The sequence below is a fragment of the Puniceicoccaceae bacterium genome (genome assembly GCA_040224245.1).
In the GTDB taxonomy this organism is placed as follows: domain Bacteria; phylum Verrucomicrobiota; class Verrucomicrobiia; order Opitutales; family JAFGAQ01; genus JAKSBQ01.
The window spans coordinates 1-21,905 of record JBEGIR010000037.1; the positions used below are offsets into that span (position 1 = coordinate 1).

Genomic DNA, 21,905 nt, shown 5'->3' on the forward strand with positions numbered 1-21,905 from the left:
CTTCGTTTGACGCTCCGGAAATTTCAGAACTGTTTGGAACCTGGGGGAATCCTGATCTCACGCCCGAAACTGGTAGCAACTTTGATATTGGCATGGAGCAGGTGTTTACGGATCAGCTGCGCGGTGGCATCACTTTTTTCAGGATCGGCATGGATGACCACATCGAATACCTGAGGAGTACAAATCAATACGCCAACGTCGACTGGGAAAGCACGGGCTTGGAAAGCTATCTCGAATGGGATGTGAACCAGCAGCTCATGCTGCGAGTCGGTCACACCTGGGCGGATGCCGAACGCAAGGGAGTGGACGATACACTGCTGTTTCATTCACCCGAGCACACGCTCAGCCTGATGGTGGATTTCAGCATGCTCGATGATCGCCTGCAGCATGCGATTACGATTCAATACGTAGATGAACGGGAGACCTGGGATGGTCCTGTGGATGCATTTACAGTGGTGGATTGGAGCACGCGTTTTCAAGTCAACGAGCAGGCGTCCGTTTGGTTGCGCGTCGAAAACCTCTTGGATGAAACCTATGAGGAGATCCTCTACTATCGTGCTCCGGGACTTGGGGTGTTTGGCGGGTTCAAGCTGGAATTTTGAGATTTGCCGTCAGTCGAAGGATGGGCAGGTTGACTTGTTCGCCTTGCCCATCCACATTCTTCAAGACCATGCATTGCTGTTTCTTTCAGAGAAATCAGAACCGAAGCCACCGAACGCACGGTGGCTTGTTTGCTTTCCTGCTGATCGGTATCACCTTGCAGTTCGCCGGAGTCCCCAGCGCTGCTGCCAGTGAACTGAAGTATGCCCGGAATTTTCAGATTCAGGAGCAGGACGGTTACCGTTTGATTACCGTCAGTCAGCCCTATGAGGGGGCGGGTGATGTACAATACCGCTACGTCCTCTATCCGCGTGGATCGGAGCGTCCTTTGAGTGTGCAGGCGGATGCCTATGTGGAGGTACCGGTTCGGCGGGCGATTGTGCTATCCACTACCTTTCTGGCCGCACTCGACATCCTCGACGCAGAGGACCAGCTGGTGGGTGTGGGGGCGCATCGCTATGTCAATACCCCCAGCGTTCTCGAACGCATAGCGGACGGGCACATCATTGAGGTAGGTTCCGAGACGATGAAGAATCTGGAGTTGATGGTATCTGCTGAACCCGAAGTGATTTTCACCAACATTGTAGGCAGCCCCGATTATGACATTCATCCCGGACTGGACGCGATGGGCATTGCGTCAGTGATCACTGCAGCCTATATGGAGCGCAACCTGCTGGCCCGTGCGGAGTGGATCAAGTTCCTCGCTGCATTTTTTGGAAATGAGTCGGCGGCAATCGCGCATTTTGATGCAGTCGAAGCACGTTATCTGACACTGCGGGAGCAGGTTGAATCGATTGCTGAACGCCCTTCCGTTTTGGCAAATGTACCTTGGGGAAATGTATGGTATATCCCATCGGGCACGAGTTTTCTCGCGAATCTCATCCGTGATGCGGGTGGGGAATACCTCTGGAGTGATCTTCATACCGAAGGGCCGGCTCCGATGGATTTTGAATCGGTCTATGCGCGTGCGATTGACGCAGAAGTGTGGATCAACTGTGGATACCTCAACACGCTCGACGCTATGCGGGCACAGGATGAGCGCTACCTTGACTTTCGAGCGGTGAAGGCAGGGCGCATTTTCAGCGAGACGGGACGTGTGGGCGAAGGGGGAGGAAACGACATCTGGGAACGGGGATTTGCCTGGCCGGACGAGATTTTGGCAGATGTCGTGCACATGTTGCACCCGGACCTGTTGCCAGAGCATGAACTGATCTATTATCGCTGGGTCCGCTGACCTTGAAGTCCCTTAAGGCATGATGTCCAGACAACACAGTCCGATGACAGGTGATAGTCGTGCTTTAGCCGGGAGAACTGCGAAGCTTCCGGTTTTTTTGACCGGGTGGATGCGCATCGGAATCAGCATGAGTGCGGCTCTGTTTGCGCTGGCTGTGATCTTTCTTGCCAGTCTCTCTTTTGGATCGGTGCGCATTCCGATTGCAGATGTGATTGCGGTGTTGACCGGAGGTGAGGCGAGCCGGGAAGTCTTTGAAAAAATCATATTGGGCATCCGGTTGCCGCGTGCGATTACTGGAGTGTTTGCGGGTGCTGCGCTCTCTCTCGCGGGCCTTCAGATGCAGACCATCTTTCGCAATCCACTGGCCGACCCCTTTGTGTTGGGAGTCAACTCGGGAGCAAGCCTGGGCGTTGCCTTGGTGATTCTCATGATCGGTCCCGGGAGTGCGGCCTTGCTTGCAGGCCTGGGAGGGTTTGGCAACGCTTCTGTGGTCGTGGCGGCTTCGCTGGGGGCAGGTTTGGTATTGGCGTTGATCATGGTGCTTTCACTACGGGTAGATCTCATGACGCTGTTGATCATGGGGTTGATGGTGGCCTATGCGACCTCCGCTGTCGTGAGCATTCTCATGTTTTTTGCAATGCCCGAACGACTGCAGGCCTTCTTCGCTTGGACATTTGGCAGTTTTGGAACCGTGACCTGGTCACAAATGACAGTGCTGGCTCCGGCAGTTGTGATCGGCACGCTGATGTCTCTGGTCGCAACCAAATCGCTCAATGCCTTTCTGCTCGGTGAAGCCTATGCGGTGAGCCTTGGCGTCCGTATCCTGCTCTGGAGAACCTGGGTGTTGATTGCAGCTTCGATTCTGACAGGTGCCGTCACCGGATTTTGTGGGCCGATTGGATTTATTGGTGTGGCAGTTCCACATTTATGTCGTTCCCTGCTGCAAAGCTCGGACCACCGGGTGCTCTTTCCTTTTGTGATTGTAATGGGAGCAACTATCGCCCTGTTCGCGGATTTCATCGCGCAGGTTCCTGGATCCAATGTCGTGTTGCCGCTCAATGCAATCACGGCTCTGATTGGAGCACCCATTGTCATCTGGCTCCTGCTCCGTAAACGCAACCTTCGCCAGGCTTTTGGCGAGCACGCTTCCTGATACTGATGGTGCGCAACGATAATGTTTTGCTTGAAATCCGGGATTTGGCGATTGGTTACCCCAAACAACGTCAGACACCTTTGTATGACGGACTGAACCTGAAGTTGGGAAAGGGAACATTGACCTGTCTGATGGGTCCAAATGGTTCCGGGAAAAGCACCTTGATCAAGACCTTGACGGGATTGATCCCGCCGATTCGTGGAAGCATTGCCTATCGCGGGGATGCGCACTTGTTAAAATATGCGCGCGAGCGGGCACGCACCTTTGCAGTCGTGCTCACCTCAAATCCGACCTTTGGAATGCTCCGTGTGCGCGAAGTGGTTGCGATCGGGCGTCATCCTCACACCAAATGGACGGGCAATTTTTCTCCTCGTGATCTCGAGCAAGTGCAATGGGCGCTCGAGGCCGTGCATGCCGAAACGCTTGCCGAACGCTGGGTCCATACACTCAGCGACGGAGAGCGACAGCGTGTGATGATTGCACGTGCACTTGCCCAGGAGACCCCGATCATTTTTCTGGATGAGCCGACTGCTTATTTGGATCTGCCACACAAAATTGAGCTGATGCACATCCTCTGCAAGTTGACACGACAGTGTGGACTGACGCTGTTGATGAGCACTCACGAACTCGAGATGGCTTTGCAACATGCGGATCAACTCTGGTTGCTCGGCAATGAAGGTGTCTGTGCATCGGGGGTGCCGGAGGATTTGCTGCTTTCCGGAAATCTGGAATCGGTATTTCAACGCGATTTCCTGAGCTTTGATCGTGCTCGCGGAGTGTTCCATTCACAGGCGGTCTTGCATTCTTTTGCGTGCCTTTCCGGGGATGAAATTGCGGTGCGCTGGACCCGAAACGCGCTTGAAAAACTCGGAATTGGTGTGTCGCAAGACTCAGGTGCGACTTTGAATATTGAAGTGAGTGGAACCGGTAGCAAGGCGGAAGACACATATCGCTGGACGTGCCAAAATCTCACCAACGGGGAACGCTATGTCGGCGAGAGCCTGCAGGGGTTGTTGACCTGGATTCGCTCGCACCGGAATGCAGAGTTTTTGAATGAGAAGGTATTGCCTGAAACGTGAAGCTGTGATAGGCATCGAATTGTTCGCAGCATGATTCGAAATACCAAACAACGGGATGTGCTTCGCAAGGTGATGCGGGAGGCGGATCGTCCACTTTCACCGGCTGAAATTCATCAATTGGCATTGATCCACTATCCAAAGATGGGCTTGCGAACGGTGTACCGTCACATCAAGGACATGATCGAAAATAGTCAACTGGCGGGCATTGACTATCCGGGCCAACCCGTTCGCTATGAACTTGTGGATGATCGCGGCAGTCGGCCGCATCTGATCTGTCGGGGTTGTGAGCGTGTCTTTGACCTTCCGATTGAGGAACCTGAAGTGGAATACCCGAAGCTGGATGATTTTGTCATTGAAGGTCACGAAGTCGTGTATTTTGGATTCTGCCGGGAGTGTAGTGATCATCAATCCTGAACCCAACCTGGTTTGTCCCTACGCTTCGGTATGGGTGGCGGGTAACGGAAGCTCCTGGCTCGTCCCAGATGATGGACCCATTTTCAGAATGAGAATTGAACTCTCGGAATGGGATTCTGTAGTGGGATTTGGAAAAATCCCGAATCGTCGGAGTAGCACGCAACAAGCGTGCACAGTCCCTGTTCTCCCGAACAGGGCTACAAGGGACGAATCTTGTCGGGCGTATTTTAACGCGAATAGCGACTTGTCGGGCGTAGCTTTAGCGTAGACCGAAGCGTTGTTCCATAAATGAATATTGCCTGACTTCCTACTCCTAAATTCTAGCTCCTGGCTCCTCCCAAAGGCACGCAGCGTTGCGAACAATCACTGCCCAATGGTGCTGATGTGAATCCCCAAAAACGGTATCCACTCCAAGGGGCAGTAGGTGGGTGGATGCGTTTGGCCTGCGCCAGACGCATCCAAAACAAGAATCCTTCAGGGCTTCACATCCTTCCATCCGGGTATGCACCACGGCGAAGGGCACCTGTCTGGGGAAGCCCAAGTAGTTCCCGAATGGGAGCTGGCAGAGTGTCCACGGCGGTGTTGCCTGGGAAGGTCGTAAGCAGCGAGATGTTGCGCAGTCGCAGGTTCTTGAGAATCGGACCCGGGTAGTTGCCCATCTCCGTGTGTACTGCAAAATCCGGAAAGTCTGCCTCCAATTCTTCCAGCGTTGTGTAAGTCCGGGTACAGGCTTCGGCTCCATCGACGGGTGCAATCGAGATCAGTCCGGCGTGGTTTCCGCCCTGTTCCCTTACCAGCACATTGGAGTGCATGGTTGCAATCTGGGAGTCGGTGAGTTCTCCGCAAAGACTTTTGCTCTGTCCGATGCGGATAAGGGGTTGATCGTAGCTGGGATCAGTGATCAACAAGTTGTTGGCGATCACATGACCCACACGTTCATCCACATCGGGGCCTGTGGCAGGATGCCATCCGAAGTGATCTGCTGCGGCACTGCGGGGCGTGCGGTCAATCGCAAGTCCACTGTTCACGAAGGTGTTCTGGTAGATTTCGGCATTGCGCGCGTTGAGGATCCAGAGACCCTTGTCACAGTTGACAAAGACATTGCCTGCGCAGATGGCCATTTGCGATATCTCGAAAAAGAATCCGTTCTGCGTATTCTCCACCCAGTTGTTGATGAAGACCGCACGGTCGTTGCCCACATCCCACCAGACTCCGCTGGAGTCGGGGTTATCAATGATGAGGTTATCCCTCACCACCACATCATCGCACTGGTTGAAGATTTTGATCGCGGTGGCGTAGTAGCCAGTGATGGGTTCCACATTGGTTCTTGTGACAATGTTGCGTTCCAGGAGGGCGTTTGCCGATGCGAGGATGAAGATTCCCTCAGTACTGGTATCGGCGATCAAATTGTGGCGGAAGACCATGTTGTCTCCCCGGAAATATCCGGCAACACGCGAGCAATATTGGATGGTCAGGTCTTCGAGCGTGGTTCCAACGATGTCTTGACCGTAGGTGCCGGGTTCCATCGGTCCTTCGGGGTCGATCCCTTCGATCTCAATGGCACGGTAGGCATATTGTGAGAGAGTCAGTCCACGGAATACTGGTCCGACGCCATCGTTTGATTTTCCGTGAACGTCTTCGGTGGTGCGGGTGAAGCCGCCGTCCCAGGCGGTGATTTCCATCAAGTGATCGCTAGGGTCGAAATTCACATAGACATATCCCTGCTCATAGTCGATGACATAGGAGTTCTCATCCAGTTCGCCTTCCCAGCCCTTTGCTCCGAGCAGCTGGCCATCGCGAAACACCATGTCGTTGTTGAAGAACCAGGGTGGGGTGTACATGCCCTCACGGCCACGGCGCCACCAGTCTGCGGGAGCTGCAGGAAACAGCGTTTCCCAGCGTGTCCTCCAATATCCGTCCCGCACCGATTCCCACTCGGTGGCGATTCGCGTTCCTTTGAGAACTGGTTTTTCGTCAAGATAGGGTTGGAACGTGATGCCCTGGTTGAAAACGAGTTCACCGGTGCGATAGGTCCCTCCTCGAAGAATGATTGCCGTGCCCGTCGTTGCTTCGCGGACGGCAGATGCCAGATCGGTTGGCTCATCGAGCGTCGCACCGGTGTGGGTTGCACTGCCATCGGGACTCACGTAGATGACGCGAGTTGCATCGGCGGGGATTTCATAGGTTAGGTGACGAGGGCCATAGGGACCTCCCGATGGGGCTGCCGTAAGCACGCCGCAGCACAGGATTGCCAGAAGGGATAAACACAGGGATTTGGGTATTGTTTTCATGGATAAAACGTTTAATTGTTGTAGGTTTACCAAAACCTGTGGCTTTTCAACTGGAAACGACCAAGCGTCCGCAGGAACAATGAATGTGCTTGTGATTTGAGAGGTGCAAGGCACGCAAGGGGGATTTAGAAGCTAGGAGCTAGGAGTCAGGGGGGTCTGAGGTTCTCAAAGATCATCATCTTTTGTAGCCATGTTCGGGAGAACATGGACCCGTGCACGTTCATCCAACAGTACTGCGACGTTTCGGGCTTCGCAAAAGCTACGCCCGACAAGTCGCTAGTCGCGATAAAATACGACCGACAAGATTCGTCCCTTGTAGCCATGTTCGGGAGAACATGGACCCGTGCGCCCTGCACCGTCCGCTACTCCAATGCTTCGGGATTTTCCCTAATCCCGCTACAAGGAGGATCACCGCCCCAGGTGCTTGTCTGGGCGCGCGGTATACACCCTTGCTGCCGGGCGCTTAGCACTCTGGGCTTGCCTTCTTCGAAGTCACTGGTATCGATGAAGTTATCGTTTCTCAGCATTGCTGGTCACGCATCTGTGCCGCGATCATCCTGGAACGTTGTCTCTATTGGCCTTCACCCTTCACCCCGAACATCTGGCACCGAACATGTTGAGTGGAAAATCTGTCTTAATCACCGGTGGAACCGGTTCCTTTGGTCAGGCGTTTGTGGAGCGGGTGCTGAAAGAGTATCCGGATGTGCATCGCCTGATTGTGTTTTCCCGTGACGAGCTCAAGCAGCACGAGATGCAGCAGGTTTTCCCCGTGCACCAATACCCGTGCATGCGGTATTTTATTGGGGATACCCGGGATCTTCAGCGCTTGCAGCTGGCGCTTCGCAGTGTGGATGTCGTGGTACACGCTGCGGCACTCAAGCAAGTGCCAGCGGCAGAATACAACCCAATGGAGTGTGTGAAAACCAATGTCATTGGCGGGCAGAATGTCATTGACGCCTGCTTGGCGAACGGGGTGAAGAGCGTGATCGCGCTGTCCACCGACAAGGCGGCAAGTCCGATCAATCTCTACGGAGCCACCAAACTGGTGTCGGACAAACTTTTTGTCTCGGCAAATCAGCTTGCCGGGGACCGGGACATTCGTTTTTCGGTGGTGCGCTATGGCAACGTGGCGGGGTCGCGAGGTTCGGTGATTCCGTTTTTCCGCAAGGTAGTGCAGGACAATCTTCCCGAGCTTCCCATCACGGATGAACGCATGACGCGCTTCAGCATCACTCTGCAGGAGGGCGTGGATTTTGTGATGCGCTCATTGCAGCGCATGCAGGGAGGTGAAACATTTGTGCCGAAGATCCCCTCCTTTCGCGTGATGGATCTTGCGCGCATCATGGCACCGGATCGCAAGCTCAAATTCGTCGGCATTCGCCCGGGGGAGAAGTTACATGAGATCATGATTCCGAGGGATTGCAGTCACGAATGCATTGAATTTGAGGATCATTACGTGATGAAACCGTCCATTCATTGGGCACGGCGTGGAGAGTTTTCAACGAACCGGCTCGGCGAAGTGGGACGGCCTGTGGAATCGGATTTTGAGTACAGCTCGCAGAGTAACGAGCGATTTCTCAGCGATGCGGAACTGGCGGATCTGGTGCAGCGGGTATGATTCCCTATGGGCGACAGTCGATCCATGAGGATGACATTGCGGCAGTGCTTCGAGTGTTGCGCTCGGATTATTTGACCACCGGTCCTGAAGTTGAAGCGTTTGAGCAGGAGTTTGCACGCTACGTAGGTGCTGAGCATGCGGTGGCGGTGAGCAGTGCAACTGCCGCGCTTCACCTGCTCATGATCGCGATGAAACTCAATCCGGGAGATCGTGTATTGACGAGTCCGAATACTTTCCTGTCCAGCGCGAATGCCGTTGCCTTTTGCGGTGCCATTCCAGACTTTTGTGATACCAATGCAAGTGGGAATCTGGATCTGCGGAGCCTGCAAGAGTGTTGGCAAGAGGATGTGCGGGGCGTGGTCGTGGTGGACTATGCCGGGCAACCCGCCGACCTGCCTGGGATTTCGGAATGGGCACGTTCAAAAGGTGGATTTGTGATCGAGGATGCGAGCCATGCGCTGGGTTCCCGTTTCGAGCGGGATCAACAGCGGTATTTTACGGGTGGTCATCCCTGGGCTGATGCGACGGTGTTTTCGTTTCATCCGGTGAAAACGCTGACGACTGGGGAGGGAGGCATGATCACAACCGCAGACGCACGACTGGCCGAGCAGCTGCGTCGGCTGCGCCATCATGGTGTGGAGCGCGAAGCGGAGCGATGGTTGCTGGCAGACGAATGCGGAGCGGGACCGTGGTACTATGAGATGCAGGAGTTAGGATACAACTACCGCATTACGGATCTGCAATGTGCGCTGGGGCGTTCGCAGTTGAAGCGGATCGAGGAAATAGTGCAGCGTCGGCTCGACATCGTGCGGGCCTACGATGAGGCATTTCACGATTTGAAGGGATTTAGCGTTCCTGTGATGGAATCGTGGCTGCAAGATTCCCGAATCACGGATGTTCGCTGCGGCTGGCATCTCTATTCTCCACAGCTTGATTTTGCAGAATGGGGATCAGACCGTAACAGCTTCATGAACGATCTTCGGCAACTGGGAGTGGGTTCGCAGGTGCTCTATTTGCCCGTGCACCTGCAGCCTTGGTATCGTCGAGAGTTCGGATATGGACCCGGAAAATGTCCGCACGCCGAACGTTTTTTTGAGAAAACGATCAGCCTGCCACTCTTCGCAGGAATGTCGGATGCACAGGTTTCCACGGTAATTCAAGCAGTTCGCAGCCTTGCTGCAAAGCGAAGGTAAAGGAGATGGGGGCGTCGAAACGATTGTTGATCCGTGCCGACGCAAGTGTCGGAGTGGGGCATGGGCATGTGCTCCGCATGCTGGCACTGGCGCAGGCATGGCAGCGGATGGGAGGCGAGGTGTATTTTGTGTGGATCGATGGCCCCCAGCACTTGGTTGAAAAACTGAAACTGGAAGGCTGTGAATTCAGGCAAATTCCGAAACGGGTGCAGGTGGGGTCGATCACGGATGCAAGCAATACTGCGCAGTGGGCAACAGAACTTGGCGCATCGGTTGTGGTGTTGGACGGATATGGCTTCGGCGAAGCGTATGCACAGGCATTGAAGGCTCAACTGCGTTGCCCTGCTGTCTGTGTGGTGGATGCGGAACCCTCAGTGCACTTGCTCCATTTCGCCGATGCGGTGCTCTACCCCGGTTTTGTGGAAAGCACAATGGATGCGAACGCCTCAGAAAGGCTGTGGAAGGGGCGAGACTTTGTGCTCATCCGGAACGAATTTATCGATGCGCTTGAGCTGCGAGTGCTGTCACCCGCATTGTCGGACGCTAGCAGGGCAGTGCACTTGCTCATTGGGCTGGGGGGCAGCGACCCATGCACTGCGAGCGAACTCATTCTTGCGGCATTGCTGAAACGGCTGAAAGGGCACGCGATACTGCATACCCTCAAGGTTCGCCTGATTGTGGGCGGCTCGAATCCACACCTGCATGCCCTCGAGCGCTTGATGTCCCAAATACCATCGGAATGTGGTTGGGAACTTTGCCTGGATGTGTCCGACATGCCTGCGCAGCTGCAATGGGCAGATGGCGTCATCACGGCGGCAGGTGGTATGTTCTGGGAGTGGCAGCTATTTCAACTGCCGGGAGCCATCGTAGCGATTGCCGACAATCAGTGCCCGCTCTATCATCATGCGGTTGCATCAGGCTGGGCAACGGGACTGGGGGATTTGGCGCAGGATGAGAAAGCACTGGATGAGGTTGGCTTGAACCGATGGATTGACTCTCTGCTCGCTGGGGATATCCAGACATGCTCGGTCGCTCTGATCGACGGCCTGGGCGCGCAGCGGACGGCAGATCGTCTCATGGCTTTGGTGAGGAGAAAGGAGAAAGAAGTAAGGAGCTGGAAGTAAGGAGTCAGAAGTAAGGAGTAGCGGGATTTGGAAAAATCCCGAAGCGGCGGAGTGGAATGCGTTTTTGTGAAAAAGTAACACACGCGAACGGATCCCCATTCTCCTCCCGGATTAATTGTCAAAGCGGCGCAAGGGATTGAGGTGTTCCCACTCCATGCGCACGAGCTGACCATCCTTGAACTGGTGGTTGGATTCGGTGACTACGATTTCTCCGGGTTTGAGTCCTTCCAGAATTTCGATCTCGAGCAGATTGGAAAATCCAATGGTTACGGGTTGCTTGCGGATGCGGCGATTTTCGACCACCAGCACATGTCCCTCGTAAACGGCCTGGGATGGTACAACAACGGCGTTGGGTCGGGAATCAGCAATGACGATGATTTCGCCCGTAAGTCCCGGAACACGTTGCTCCGGTGCCATTTCTGCGTCGATGTAAATCTCAAACTTTTGAGTTTCCGGATTCGCAGTTGGAAGAATCTGTGCAACTTCACCCTGGAAGACCGTGTTTGGAAAAGCCTTGAGACGCAATTCCACAGGGTAACCGACCTTCACACGGTCGTAGTCGGTTTCGGAGATCAACCCTACAATGAGACGTCGTTCATCAATCATGCGGATGACCGCCTGTCCCTGTTGCACATGATCCCCCTTGCGTGCCATGACCTCCACAATGGTGCCGTCAATCGGACTGTGCAACTCCATGCGGTCAAGGGAGTATTGGGTCTTTTCGATGTTGTTCTGCAAGGTCTTGAGGTCGAGTTCTTCGCGAAGTTCCCGCCGGGCAAGGTTGTCCTCAGCCTGTGCGAGTTCGCGTTCTGCCTTTTCCAGTTCTTCCTGAGGTATGCGTCCCTGGCTGAGGAGTTCAGCAGTTCTGCGGAGTCCCCCACGCTTCCGTCGGAGTTCAATTTCGTCATCTCTAGGAAGTTTTCCTTCGGTCTCTTGGTAGGCCTCCTCAATCATGAGCAGTTCCATCGCCAATTCCAGTTCCTCGGTGTCCAACTGCATGAGTAGTTGACCCCTGGCAACGTCCTGTCCGATTGAGACCTGATCATTGAGTACTGTTCCTCCACGTTCAAATCGCAGTGTCAAGGTGTGAACATCACTGAGTTCCGCGATACCAAACACGATATCGCGGGCCGTTTTCTGTTCGGCACGAGATACATAAGCGACCGGGATAGCGTTGGAAAAGAACTGGTAGATGCCAACTGCCAGCAAAACCGCAACGAATCCCCAGATGATCCACTTGCGTGCACGACGAAACCGGCTGGAAGTTTCAACGGAATCCTCCAAGTCTTCGGGGTGGGTTATGGCTGGTTCATGCATCAGATTCGAATTTGGACATGGCAAAGGTCTGTTTCAATCAAAGATTTTTGGGATGGCAGAAAAAATGAAAATACTGACGGGACCAAGTCTGTAGGGGGTGTTCTGGAATTTCATTGCACGAAGCGAACCGAGGTTTTCCTTGGGTTGGATTTTTCAACTGGATGCTTTGTGTGATTCGGATTCGAAAAGTAAAGATTCGGGGTTTGACAGAGCTTCAAAAAAAATTGAAATGTTTGAATGTGCATTCTGCACCTGATTCGATCTTCCTTCTACTCCGATTTCCTCCTCATTTTCACCTGGTAACCGGATGCGGTAGCTTGCCTGAAGGGCGGGAAGGAGTAAGAACTCTCCATGCTACTGTATCTGCTGAACATCGTTCGTCCAATGGACTCCCTAGATGCGCTGCGCGCCCATATGTTCCTTCGGAACGACATGCAAGAGAAACAATGGAAAAAACATGCCGTTTTGCGTGAGCAAAGCACCTGTGCCCTGCAGGGGCACTTGTGGTGAGCGAGTCGAACCATCTAGCGAAGCGGTGTTACAATCCTCTTCTTCAACATCGTTCGTCCGGTGGACTCACTAATGCGCTTCGCGCCCACATGTTCCGCAAGCGGAACGACATGCTAGAAAAACATGCCGTCCGGCGCAGACGGACATATGTGCACCGCAGGTGCATCTAGCGAGCGTAGAGAGCGGTGTTCAAAAATCTTATCTTTTTCATTGTTGCACCTGACGGTCTCACCCGATTCTGCTGCTGTCGGACTGAATGCCAAAGAATTTGACTGAATTTAAGCGAAAATATGCGTGTTGAAAACCGAGAAACAAGTGATGATCCCGAGGTTGCGATTATTCAGCCGGGGGAGCCGATCTGGCGCTTCCACTGGAATGAAGTGTGGCAGTATCGCTATCTGCTGAAGTTCCTCGTGCTGCGGGACATTCGCCTGATCTACAAGCAGACGATCTTGGGTCCGGTGCACCTCTTCATCCGCCCCATCATCATGACGCTGGTTTTTCAGCTCGTGTTCAGCGAATTCGGACAAATCCCCACTGATGGCATTCATCCTTTTCTTTTTTACTTTGCCAATCATACCCTTTGGGCCTTTTTTGCGGGAGTGTTCACCGCATCGTCAAATGTGTTCTCGAGTGGAAAAACTCTCATGAGCAAAGTCTACTTTCCGCGAATCATTCCAGTTTTCAGCGCTGTGCTGATGAATGCAGTAACGCTAGGAATTCAATTGCTGTTTTTCTTGATTGTTTTCACGGTCTTTTTTCTGAACGGATCGACCCAAGCTCTATCCTTTACTTCGTTTGCGGCACTCATTCCAATTCTTCAAATGGGTTTGCTCGCGATGGGTGCGGGTTTGATTTTTGCAACACTCACACTGCGCTATCGAGACCTGAACTCGTTGGCAAGTGTGATCATCCAGGGTATGATGTATTTGAGTCCAGTGATCTACCCCTTGGCTGTCGTTCCTGAGAATTACAGATTGTATGCATCACTCAATCCGATTTCTAGCGCGATGGAATTGTTTCGTTACTCTATTTTTGCATCGGGAACAATTTCCACAGAATTGATGCTCACCGGTTGGTTCATTTCTGGGATTCTGCTAACTCTGGGACTTGTCTCTTTTAACCTTATACAACGAAAATTCGTTGATGTTGTCTGAATGATGAATTCCGAGAACGCTATTGAAATCGAAGACATTTGGAAGTCTTATCGAACCGGTGCAATCAGAGGCCAGACTTTGATGCGGCAGATTGAGTCCCGAATCGCGCTCGTATTGGGCAAACAAGACCCAAACTCCAAAATTCTTCAGCGCGAAGAATTAACTTCCCAAACTGCGGAAAAAAACCAAAAATTTTGGGCTGTTCGTGGTGTTGGATTCAGCGTCAAAAAAGGGGAAGTGGTTGCTTTGCTTGGACGAAACGGTGCTGGGAAATCAACGCTTTTGCAGATACTGTGTCGCATCACCGAAGCGGATCGAGGTGTGGTTCGCGTTCGCGGGAAGGTTGCTTCATTACTAGGCGCTGGAGTGGGGTTCAATGATGAAATGACTGGTCGGGAAAATGTTTATTTAAATGGTTCTATTCTTGGCATGACTCCCGATCAAATTGCTGAAAAGATAGAGGATATCGCGAATTTTGCCGAAATTCCGCAATTTCTCGACACACCCGTCAAAAGATACAGCAGTGGGATGCGATCCAGGCTTGGGTTTTCAGTAGCTGTGCACTTGGATTGTGACATTATGATTCTTGATGAAGTTTTTGCTGCTGGCGACAGGGTATTCCGTCTTAAGTGTATTGAACGCATGAGAGAATTGGCTGGGAGTGGACGAACGATTCTTATTGTAACCCATATGCCAAAGCTACTTACTGGCATATGTGAACGAGGAATAGTTTTAAGGAATGGAAGAAGGATATTTGATGGTGACTTAGCTCATGCTGTAGACCTATATTTGGAGAAAGAGTCAAGAGAATGCTTGAGCCAATCATCCAATTCGATGGAATGCGATACCGAGGCATCATGTATAATCCAAAACATTCAGTTGTCCTTTTTTGACAGAAATTCTCAAGTGGTTGATTGTGTGGTTCCAAATACTCCACTAAAGCTGGAAATTTCTTTCGATGTTCTGAAAAATCTGAAAGATCTGGAAGTAAGGATCCTTTTTCGAGTAAAATCACATGGTGCAGTAATTAAGTTGAGTTCTAGAGAAAATTGCCGTTGGAGTCTGGGAATAGGGGATAGGTCCAATGTTGAATTGCTAATCAGGAGATTCCCTTTAGTTCCAGAAACTGAAACAATTGAATATGCAATTAAAATTATTTGTTATGTTGGAGGTGTTCGATTGTTAATTGGCGAAAAAAATGGAGAATTGAATGTGATAAATAACACACCTTTGATTTATCCAGGTCTTGTTATTTGTGATGCTTCATGGAATATGAATTCAAAAGAAAAAGAGGATTAGGAATTCTTTATATTAATTTTAAATTATATATTTATAATAATAGATATTTGTCATGTATATTGTATCATTCGTCAATCAAATTCTTTCACCAAATCTGAGGTTAGGGTTGTTTGATAAGGAATTTAAATCCTTTAATTATTTAGATGCGAATCTCGAAATTGACGCCTCTGGAGCTACAGGAATCGACTTTGCTATCGATCAGAGATTGATTTATGTTGCCTTTCAAAGTTCGCATATTTGTGTGTTTGATCATCGTTTTGCCTTAGTTCAAAGGTTTCATCATTCATCGATAAAAGATCCTCACTCGATTCTTATATCCAATAATCACTTGTTTGTGGTTTCCACTGGTAATGATAGTGTATTTATAATACCATTGGATGACAACGGATTGCTTTGTGGTGAACCTTTGAGGGAATGGACTTATCCTGAAAGTGATGGAACCGTCGATTCGATTCATGTGAATTCAATTATTAATTACCACGGGAGGAAGCTGGTCTCCTTGTTTGGATCCAAGGTCGAAGAGGTTGGTAATGAAAATCCTAATTCTGGAAAGGTTGTTACCTTGGACAATAAAGTGATCATTTCGGGTCTCAAGAATCCACATAGTCTATTTTTGATAAATGATCGGTTGTGTGTTTTGAATTCATCCGAAGGTGAAATTCTTGATGATACTAGAGGAGTTCTCTACAAGTCAAAAGGTTACTTTAGAGGAGTTCATTGCACTGGAGATAAACTACTTGTTGGCATAAATAAGCGTCGACTTTTGTCTAAACATCGCAATCATACAATTCGAGGAAGGATCGAGGATTTCGAGAGTGAAATCGACCATTCCGCGATTGAAATAATTGACACCCATTCGTGGAAACGCATTGATAGAATTCCGTTCGAATTGTATGGACGAGAGATTTATGAAATTCGTGAGGTTCCGTTCGAACTCGAAATTGCAGAATCAACCGAAACAGCTGAACTTCAAAGGCTTAATGGAATTGAGAATCAATTTATTCAAACAATCCGAAAGATTGATACCAGATATTCCGAAGAATCGAAAGTTGCGACAGAGAAGTTTCGAAAATCTGAGCGTGAAGTTGCATCGCTGTCCCAAACCATAGAGGAATTAAAGTCCGAATTGGATCGAGTCAGGAAGTCAGAAGAGGAGTTCAAGAAGAGATTTTCCGTTCTTTCCCAGATCAACCTTGAGAACGAAGATCAGCTTGTTTCTCGAACACAGAAGTTGAAATCCAGTCAGATCCGAGCAGCTGCTCTTGAAGAGGCCTTGGATATCGCCGAAAGGCAATTGATTGATACCCAGTTTGAACTTGAGAACATCCGGCGGTCAAGATTATGGAGAATTAGAAATTGTGCTGTGGGTGTTCTGAAGGCTGCTAAAATTGTATAAAATAATAATCGAAACAGAATGAAATCCTTATTTCTATATATTGACCAAGATTTCAGTTTTCACTTTGGGCATTATCTTAATATCTTTGAGAATTTGCGGAGTATTTGTAATGATAATGATTTTGATATCAAATTGTTTCATTCATATTGGGAATATCACAAGCAAGAGCATGATCAAAAATTTACTAAATTCGGTATTAATGCCTACAAAAGCAGCTTGGAGAATCTATCAGAATCTATCATATCTAACGTTGAATTCAGAGATTATGAGTCAGTTATTGTTTATGCATATAAGGGTTCCTTGAACTACATAAATTCATTGCTTAAGATTGAGAAATTATTACAAAAAGTGGGGGTTCCATATCGTATCATTCTGACTCTATTTACGTTTCCGTTCGATCAGTTGGAAGAATTTGGAGGCAATTTCTCAGATGAATTCAAAATTGACATTGACGAGGCGAAACAAAGACTGATAGGTAGCAGTATTGAGTTGGTGCACGATGTTGAGTCGTCAATTTGGCATCAATACATAGATAATGTGAGTTATCTTCCTCCCGCTCTGCTCCAGGATTCTGTTGACCTAAAGCGAAAAAGTGTTGATTCGGCTATTAGAATTGGTCTCGATATTTGGAACCCCGAACGTAATCCGAATTCCAGATATGAAGATATTCTTTTTGTAAAGGAGTATATTCGAAAAATACTAAAAAAATTTCCAAACGTGGAATTCTGCGTAAAGATTGCAGACTCACTATACCAAATTGTCGCCAAGAAATCGGACATTCTTGCATCTGATAGGGTATCTTTGATTTCAAACTTAGGCCCTGACGAATACCAGGAATATCTACAAACGATCGATATCTATCTGCTGCAGTATTCTCCAGCCTATTATCAATACAAATCTTCAGGACATTTGGTTGAATTGATGCAATATGGCGTATCCGTTGTAGGGACTAAAGGAACGATCGTTGAGCAGTATTTGTCAAAATGCGGCGGCCATCTATATCAGTACGGCAATTTAGAGGATTTGATATCAACCACATGTAATGCGATAAAAGAACGTGTTAAGTATTCCGGATTGCTATTCAGGGACGATACCTCTCAGCGATTGATCAAGCCTTGGACAAAGACTGGGTTTCAAGAAAAGGTTTTTGATAGAAAAAAACTCGCACTTGATCATCCTAAGAGAAACAAGCCTTTCATCATTATAGGTAATGGTCCTTCTTTGAAAGGTTTTGATTTTGAGAAATTGAAGGATTATGATTGTATAGGCATGAATGCGGCATACCGCTATTGGGATAGAATTAGTTGGTATCCACGATATTACATTTGTCTGGATGATGTAGTTGTTCAATCCCATAGCAAGGAAATCGCCCGTTTGATAAAAAACTCGGATGAGTATGGTATCGAAGAGTTTTTCTTGAAGGATGCATTTTTTGAATTTCAACCTGATTTACGAAATCATCCTAAAGTTATCGTTTGGGAGTCTATGAGAAAAAGTAATCCCGTTGTATTCGATTGTATTCACGTCACGACTGGTTCATTTGCTGCTCGTTACGGTATATTTAAAGGTTATACCTTATTGCTGATGTTGGGAATAGATGAAACCTACGTGAACTATATTCCAGAATCGGAGCGCGGTGATGATATTAAGCTGAAGATCGTTGCTATGCCCAAGGATAATCCAAACTATTTTTTTAGTGACTATCAACAAGTGGGGGATGAGTATCAGATCGCGAATCATTCAAAAGTATACAAGTGCAACTGTCGACACTGCAATGGTGAAACCAGGAATGGTGAAACGCTTCATGTGGATGCTTGGAAGTTTATAAATAAGGATTTTGAAGATGAAAGTTTCAATCTACAATATGGCAAGATCGAGGTTTTCAACTGCAACAAAAATTCTGCGGTGAAAGAATTTGAATTTGCCGATTTTGATTCGGTAAGATTTCGAAAGCCAATCGTGGATAGAGAATTGCTCCTGCGACAATATGGATTCGCGTCCAAGCAGGACGAGGAGGGCGGCAATGATGAACAGATTCCAATCTTGATTTGTAGCGGTTATATAAAATATGTATCGAAGTTTCCTTATCCACAAAAGGGTACGGATTCTTGGGAGAGCTACAGTCTAAAAACTGCCTTTCGTCCATATTTCAATGAAGATTGTTTTGATGGTTTTGGAAAACATTCGCCACCAATGCCGTTTTTGTTTGGTTGTATAGGAGTATACGATTGTGGAACGCATTTCAGTATTGTTGCGGCCACCAAATCTGGTCCCGTTGCTTTGCTTGATGTAAAACGCAACATGATCTGGATTGAACTAGAAATTCAACACGATTTGTTGGATGAGATCGTAAGCATTTGTGTTGACGGAATTTTGAGGACGAAGAAACATGTTTCTGTTCCGGAACTCCGGAAGGTTCCCATTCAGATTGGATGCGGTTATCTTTGTAGATACTGGAGGGGTGAGGTGTTGGATGTCTCGTTTACACTTCAAAATTCGGATGGTAAAGAATGCTCTATTGAATTTCCAAGCAATTATGAAGAGGAACGATTCGTTAGTGAATAATTATAAGTGTCAAATCAATAATGCTACAATGAGATTGGATTCTCCGGTCGTTGTTTATCAGATGGGAAAAGTCGGTTCGTCATCGATATATGAAAGCTTGCGTAGGTTGTACAACAACAAGAATGTGTATCATGTACACTATCTAAATCCGAAATATATTAGCCGAATAGTCGAGAAACGCACTAGGCTTGGGCTTTCTATTCCCGGTCACATTCAAACAAGTCAATTGGTTCGGGAATTAATTCGATCAGAATCGGAAAATCTAAAATTTATTTCCTTGGTCAGAGATCCATTTTCCAGAAACCTATCGGCATTCTTTGAAAATATTGATAACTTTTTGCAACACACTGGTACTATCTATTTTCGGGCAAGAGCAATAGATAATATTCCAAATGAATCTCCCGTTCGTCATGGAATTTTCGAGGCGTTGGATTCAATAAGCGGTCGAGAATATTGCACTTCAGTTGCTTTTTATCGTGATGTTCAAAATGAATCTGGGTTGGTTATTAACGATATCGAGAAGCAAATAATATCAAACCATTGCATGGCTTTAGATGAAAGCAGTGTTGAGGGTTTGATCAAAAAATTTATATCGAGTTATAATCATAAAGTCCCCTTGTTGTGGTTCGATAGGGAGCCAAAAATTGTGTTGGGTATAGATGTCCTGAAACAGAATTTTGAGAAGGATAGCGGTTTTTCAATCTATAAAAATCGCAATTTTGAACTGCTTGTTTTGAAGTGTGAAATTGCGGACTATCAAAAAGAAGAAATTGTTAGAGGCTTCCTAAATATAGATAGGTTTGAATTGGAAAAAAAGAATGTAGGAACATCAAAACATTACAATAATATTTATAAAATTTTTCAGCAAAGCATACGTTTTCCACAGGTTTTTGTGGATCATATTTGTTCTTCGGAATATGTTAAACATTTTTATTCTGACGAAGAAATTCACAGTATGATGATGCGGTGGTCGTAGATTTTAGGTTTAAATTTTGGCTAGATTGTTTTAGGAGTTTATATTTGCAACAATTTGGTTTTTTTAATGAAAAAAGTGTTTCAGAGATGTATCTCAATTTTCGTCAATGATTATGGACAAATATCAATCTAATAGGAGTTATCTTAATAGCGTTATTCGTGTGACAGCTGATGAATGTTTTGTTTGTGATGGGACGACAAAGTATTATCTTGACGATCCTTGTATAGGAGAAGAGCTTGGAGGTTTGGACAAGATCTCAATTTCTTTCTCCTATTTCCCTTACAATGAGGAAAATTTTGAGCATACCTATAACGAATTTTTCCCCTCAATGCCTATGATATTTGGGGCATTTACTTTTTATGACGTGGACTCGAAGATCAAGGTATTAGGTCTCCAGGAAAAAGGATCAGTCGAGTTGTTTTCGTGGGAGAATCGAGCCGATTGGACAAAGGTTGAATTGCAGTGTGAGAAATCTTCTGTGAAGTGTCATGTGAATGGGGTTTTACTGGGAAAGGTTGCTTACTGTTATGAAAGTAATTGGCGTTCGATGATTTTCGTGGGGTGCGGATTTTTGAAGCGCTATTGGTGTGGCGTAATAGAGGAGTTGTGCTTTTCGAGATCAGATCCAAAAATCGCGACCACTATATATCCATCCTCATTTCGGGCTGAGAAATCTTCTGGATTTGAGGTTTTGAATCGGGTGACTTTGAAAGATGGTCTACCTAAGGAAAGGAATAGCATTTCTGACACCCAAAGGTTGCAGGATGACATGAGATACTACTCATCTAAAGAAACCCAGCAGGACCGATGGGTAATTGATATGCTTAAAGGAAAACGGGAGGGTTTTTTCGTCGATTTGGGTGCCTCTGACGGAAAGTCTGCCAATAATACATTAACTTTGGAAAGCTATTTTGATTGGAATGGGATTTTGATTGAAGGGAATCGCAATAGTTTTATTTTGCTCTGCAAAAACCGAAGAAATCAAGTTTGTTGCAATGAAATTGTCTCTAGCAAGGAAGGGATGGTAAATTGGAGAGAGAATGATGAAATAGAAACCCGATCTGGAGTGGATGAAAGCCTACCAGATGACAATGAAGACAAGTCCTGGAGAATCGGGAAAATCGTTTCGAAAAAGTCTACCACTTTGCAGAAAATTCTTGATGAGAATAATGCACCGAAGGTAATCGATTATTTATCAATAGATATCGAGGGTGGTGAAGTCGAAGCGATGAGAGATTTTCCATTTTCTGAGTATCAGTTCTCTGTAATTTCTGCGGAAGTTGGGTTTAAGAATCGTTCTGAGTTTGATTTGATTATGAAAGCGAATGGCTATTTTTTGGTAGAGAATCCCTATTCGAGTGTGAAATATGAAAGGTTTTATGTTAGTTCTGCATATCTCCCCCTTTGTTAGTCTCGTAATTAACTCAGTTTGGAAGTCTCAAGATTAGTAGGCAACGGCGTCGGAGGTTAAGGATGAGAGAAACTCCGAAAGGCTAGAATCTGAAGGGGAAACAGACGTCATTTAACCAAAATCGTTGGCCCATAAAAAACACCATAAGCTCTTGTTCTGCAATTGCTTAAGTCGAAATGTGTCTTATTTTTTGTTTTTTCGATTGTTATTCATTTGATTATAATCGACGCAGAAACACCAAATTATAATAACCTCATTATGATAAATCTTCCTGAAACCCATTTGCGCGAACGTCTCCTCTCCGGTGAGCTATTGATCGGGAGTTGGATCAATTCCGGGAGTCCCATTGTTGCGGAACTTATGGCTGCGGCAGGATTTGATTTCCTGTGTGTGGATGTAGAGCATTCTGCTGTGGATTTGCCTCAGACTCAGCAGCTCTTCCAGGCCATTCATTCAGGAAACCCATCGTGCGAGGCCATGGTTCGCGTGCATGGAGTTGATTACGCCCTATGCAAGCGTTACTTGGACGCGGGAGCACGTGGGATTGTGGCTCCGTTGGTTCGAACCA

17 protein-coding genes are annotated in these 21,905 nt (G+C 47.9%); 15 read left to right on the forward strand and 2 right to left on the reverse strand.

The annotated features are described in order from the left end of the window. From ABQ298_06270 to ABQ298_06290, 5 genes are all read left to right on the forward strand, one after another. On the forward strand, positions 1-602 hold a 602-nt coding region (locus tag ABQ298_06270; GenBank protein MEQ9823971.1), incomplete at its 5' end, for a TonB-dependent receptor. Positions 603-727: 125 nt separating this feature from the next. Beyond that, positions 728-1,834, forward strand: coding sequence for an ABC transporter substrate-binding protein (locus ABQ298_06275; GenBank protein ID MEQ9823972.1), 1,107 nt, complete (start codon positions 728-730; stop codon positions 1,832-1,834). A gap of 127 nt (positions 1,835-1,961) precedes the next feature. After that, positions 1,962-2,987 carry an iron ABC transporter permease gene (locus ABQ298_06280; protein ID MEQ9823973.1) on the forward strand — a complete coding sequence of 342 codons (1,026 nt, stop codon included), beginning with the start codon at positions 1,962-1,964 and terminating at the stop codon, positions 2,985-2,987. 5 nt (positions 2,988-2,992) lie between these two features. Then, positions 2,993-4,066 carry an ABC transporter ATP-binding protein gene (locus tag ABQ298_06285; GenBank protein ID MEQ9823974.1) on the forward strand — a complete coding sequence of 358 codons (1,074 nt, stop codon included), beginning with the start codon at positions 2,993-2,995 and terminating at the stop codon, positions 4,064-4,066. Positions 4,067-4,096: 30 nt separating this feature from the next. Continuing rightward, entirely contained in the window at positions 4,097-4,480 is a 384-nt protein-coding gene (locus ABQ298_06290; GenBank protein ID MEQ9823975.1) for a transcriptional repressor, read from the forward strand. A 482-nt stretch (positions 4,481-4,962) separates the two neighbouring features. On the opposite strand, the gene ABQ298_06295 is transcribed toward ABQ298_06290, so the two are convergent. Beyond that, entirely contained in the window at positions 4,963-6,771 is a 1,809-nt protein-coding gene (locus ABQ298_06295; GenBank protein ID MEQ9823976.1) for a right-handed parallel beta-helix repeat-containing protein, read from the reverse strand. A gap of 613 nt (positions 6,772-7,384) precedes the next feature. On the opposite strand from ABQ298_06295, the gene pseB reads away from it, so the two are divergent. From pseB to ABQ298_06310, 3 genes are read left to right on the forward strand one after another with little or no spacing between them, the layout of a single operon-like run. Next, the gene (gene pseB, locus ABQ298_06300; protein MEQ9823977.1) at positions 7,385-8,389 is read left to right on the forward strand and encodes a UDP-N-acetylglucosamine 4,6-dehydratase (inverting); all 1,005 of its coding nucleotides are present in this window, start codon (positions 7,385-7,387) and stop codon (positions 8,387-8,389) included. After that, positions 8,386-9,582 carry a UDP-4-amino-4,6-dideoxy-N-acetyl-beta-L-altrosamine transaminase gene (pseC, locus tag ABQ298_06305; protein MEQ9823978.1) on the forward strand — a complete coding sequence of 399 codons (1,197 nt, stop codon included), beginning with the start codon at positions 8,386-8,388 and terminating at the stop codon, positions 9,580-9,582. Before pseB ends, pseC begins: the two co-directional genes overlap by 4 nt. A 5-nt stretch (positions 9,583-9,587) precedes the next feature. Further along, a complete protein-coding gene (locus ABQ298_06310) occupies positions 9,588-10,706 on the forward strand; it encodes a hypothetical protein (protein MEQ9823979.1) in 1,119 nt (372 codons plus the stop codon). Positions 10,707-10,817: 111 nt separating this feature from the next. Here ABQ298_06310 and ABQ298_06315 read toward each other — a convergent pair whose 3' ends face one another. Beyond that, complete coding sequence (locus ABQ298_06315; protein MEQ9823980.1) at positions 10,818-12,023, reverse strand: efflux RND transporter periplasmic adaptor subunit; 1,206 nt, start codon at positions 12,021-12,023, stop codon at positions 10,818-10,820. Positions 12,024-12,823: 800 nt separating this feature from the next. On the opposite strand from ABQ298_06315, the gene ABQ298_06320 reads away from it, so the two are divergent. The 7 genes from ABQ298_06320 to ABQ298_06350 all read left to right on the forward strand — a co-directional run. Next, positions 12,824-13,690: an ABC transporter permease gene (locus ABQ298_06320; protein ID MEQ9823981.1), complete on the forward strand. Its 867-nt coding sequence runs from the start codon at positions 12,824-12,826 to the stop codon at positions 13,688-13,690. Continuing rightward, positions 13,691-14,989 (forward strand): ABC transporter ATP-binding protein, encoded by a 1,299-nt coding sequence (locus ABQ298_06325; protein ID MEQ9823982.1) that lies wholly within the window; start codon positions 13,691-13,693, stop codon positions 14,987-14,989. Positions 14,990-15,041: 52 nt separating this feature from the next. Then, complete coding sequence (locus ABQ298_06330; protein ID MEQ9823983.1) at positions 15,042-16,385, forward strand: DUF4915 domain-containing protein; 1,344 nt, start codon at positions 15,042-15,044, stop codon at positions 16,383-16,385. 18 nt (positions 16,386-16,403) lie between these two features. Beyond that, complete coding sequence (locus ABQ298_06335; GenBank protein ID MEQ9823984.1) at positions 16,404-18,950, forward strand: hypothetical protein; 2,547 nt, start codon at positions 16,404-16,406, stop codon at positions 18,948-18,950. After that, the gene (locus ABQ298_06340; GenBank protein MEQ9823985.1) at positions 18,943-19,926 is read left to right on the forward strand and encodes a putative capsular polysaccharide synthesis family protein; all 984 of its coding nucleotides are present in this window, start codon (positions 18,943-18,945) and stop codon (positions 19,924-19,926) included. The genes ABQ298_06335 and ABQ298_06340 overlap by 8 nt, the downstream gene beginning before the upstream one ends. 112 nt (positions 19,927-20,038) lie before the next feature. After that, on the forward strand, positions 20,039-21,337 hold the full coding sequence (locus tag ABQ298_06345) for an FkbM family methyltransferase (protein ID MEQ9823986.1): 1,299 nt from the start codon (positions 20,039-20,041) through the stop codon (positions 21,335-21,337). A gap of 282 nt (positions 21,338-21,619) precedes the next feature. Continuing rightward, positions 21,620-21,905 (forward strand): aldolase/citrate lyase family protein (locus ABQ298_06350; GenBank protein MEQ9823987.1); only part of this gene is annotated, 286 nt, incomplete at its 3' end.

What these genes read in the sequence shown, in the direction of transcription:
- ABQ298_06280 (MEQ9823973.1), top strand. Translation starts at nt 1,962, where the DNA reads ATGAGTGCGGCTCTGTTTGCGCTGGCTGTGATCTTTCTTGCCAGTCTC.
- ABQ298_06285 (MEQ9823974.1), top strand. Translation starts at nt 2,993, where the DNA reads ATGGTGCGCAACGATAATGTTTTGCTTGAAATCCGGGATTTGGCGATT.
- ABQ298_06290 (MEQ9823975.1), top strand. Translation starts at nt 4,097, where the DNA reads ATGATTCGAAATACCAAACAACGGGATGTGCTTCGCAAGGTGATGCGG.
- ABQ298_06295 (MEQ9823976.1), bottom strand. Translation starts at nt 6,771, where the DNA reads ATGAAAACAATACCCAAATCCCTGTGTTTATCCCTTCTGGCAATCCTG.
- pseB (MEQ9823977.1), top strand. Translation starts at nt 7,385, where the DNA reads ATGTTGAGTGGAAAATCTGTCTTAATCACCGGTGGAACCGGTTCCTTT.
- pseC (MEQ9823978.1), top strand. Translation starts at nt 8,386, where the DNA reads ATGATTCCCTATGGGCGACAGTCGATCCATGAGGATGACATTGCGGCA.
- ABQ298_06310 (MEQ9823979.1), top strand. Translation starts at nt 9,588, where the DNA reads ATGGGGGCGTCGAAACGATTGTTGATCCGTGCCGACGCAAGTGTCGGA.
- ABQ298_06315 (MEQ9823980.1), bottom strand. Translation starts at nt 12,023, where the DNA reads ATGCATGAACCAGCCATAACCCACCCCGAAGACTTGGAGGATTCCGTT.
- ABQ298_06320 (MEQ9823981.1), top strand. Translation starts at nt 12,824, where the DNA reads ATGCGTGTTGAAAACCGAGAAACAAGTGATGATCCCGAGGTTGCGATT.
- ABQ298_06325 (MEQ9823982.1), top strand. Translation starts at nt 13,691, where the DNA reads ATGATGAATTCCGAGAACGCTATTGAAATCGAAGACATTTGGAAGTCT.
- ABQ298_06330 (MEQ9823983.1), top strand. Translation starts at nt 15,042, where the DNA reads ATGTATATTGTATCATTCGTCAATCAAATTCTTTCACCAAATCTGAGG.
- ABQ298_06335 (MEQ9823984.1), top strand. Translation starts at nt 16,404, where the DNA reads ATGAAATCCTTATTTCTATATATTGACCAAGATTTCAGTTTTCACTTT.
- ABQ298_06345 (MEQ9823986.1), top strand. Translation starts at nt 20,039, where the DNA reads ATGGACAAATATCAATCTAATAGGAGTTATCTTAATAGCGTTATTCGT.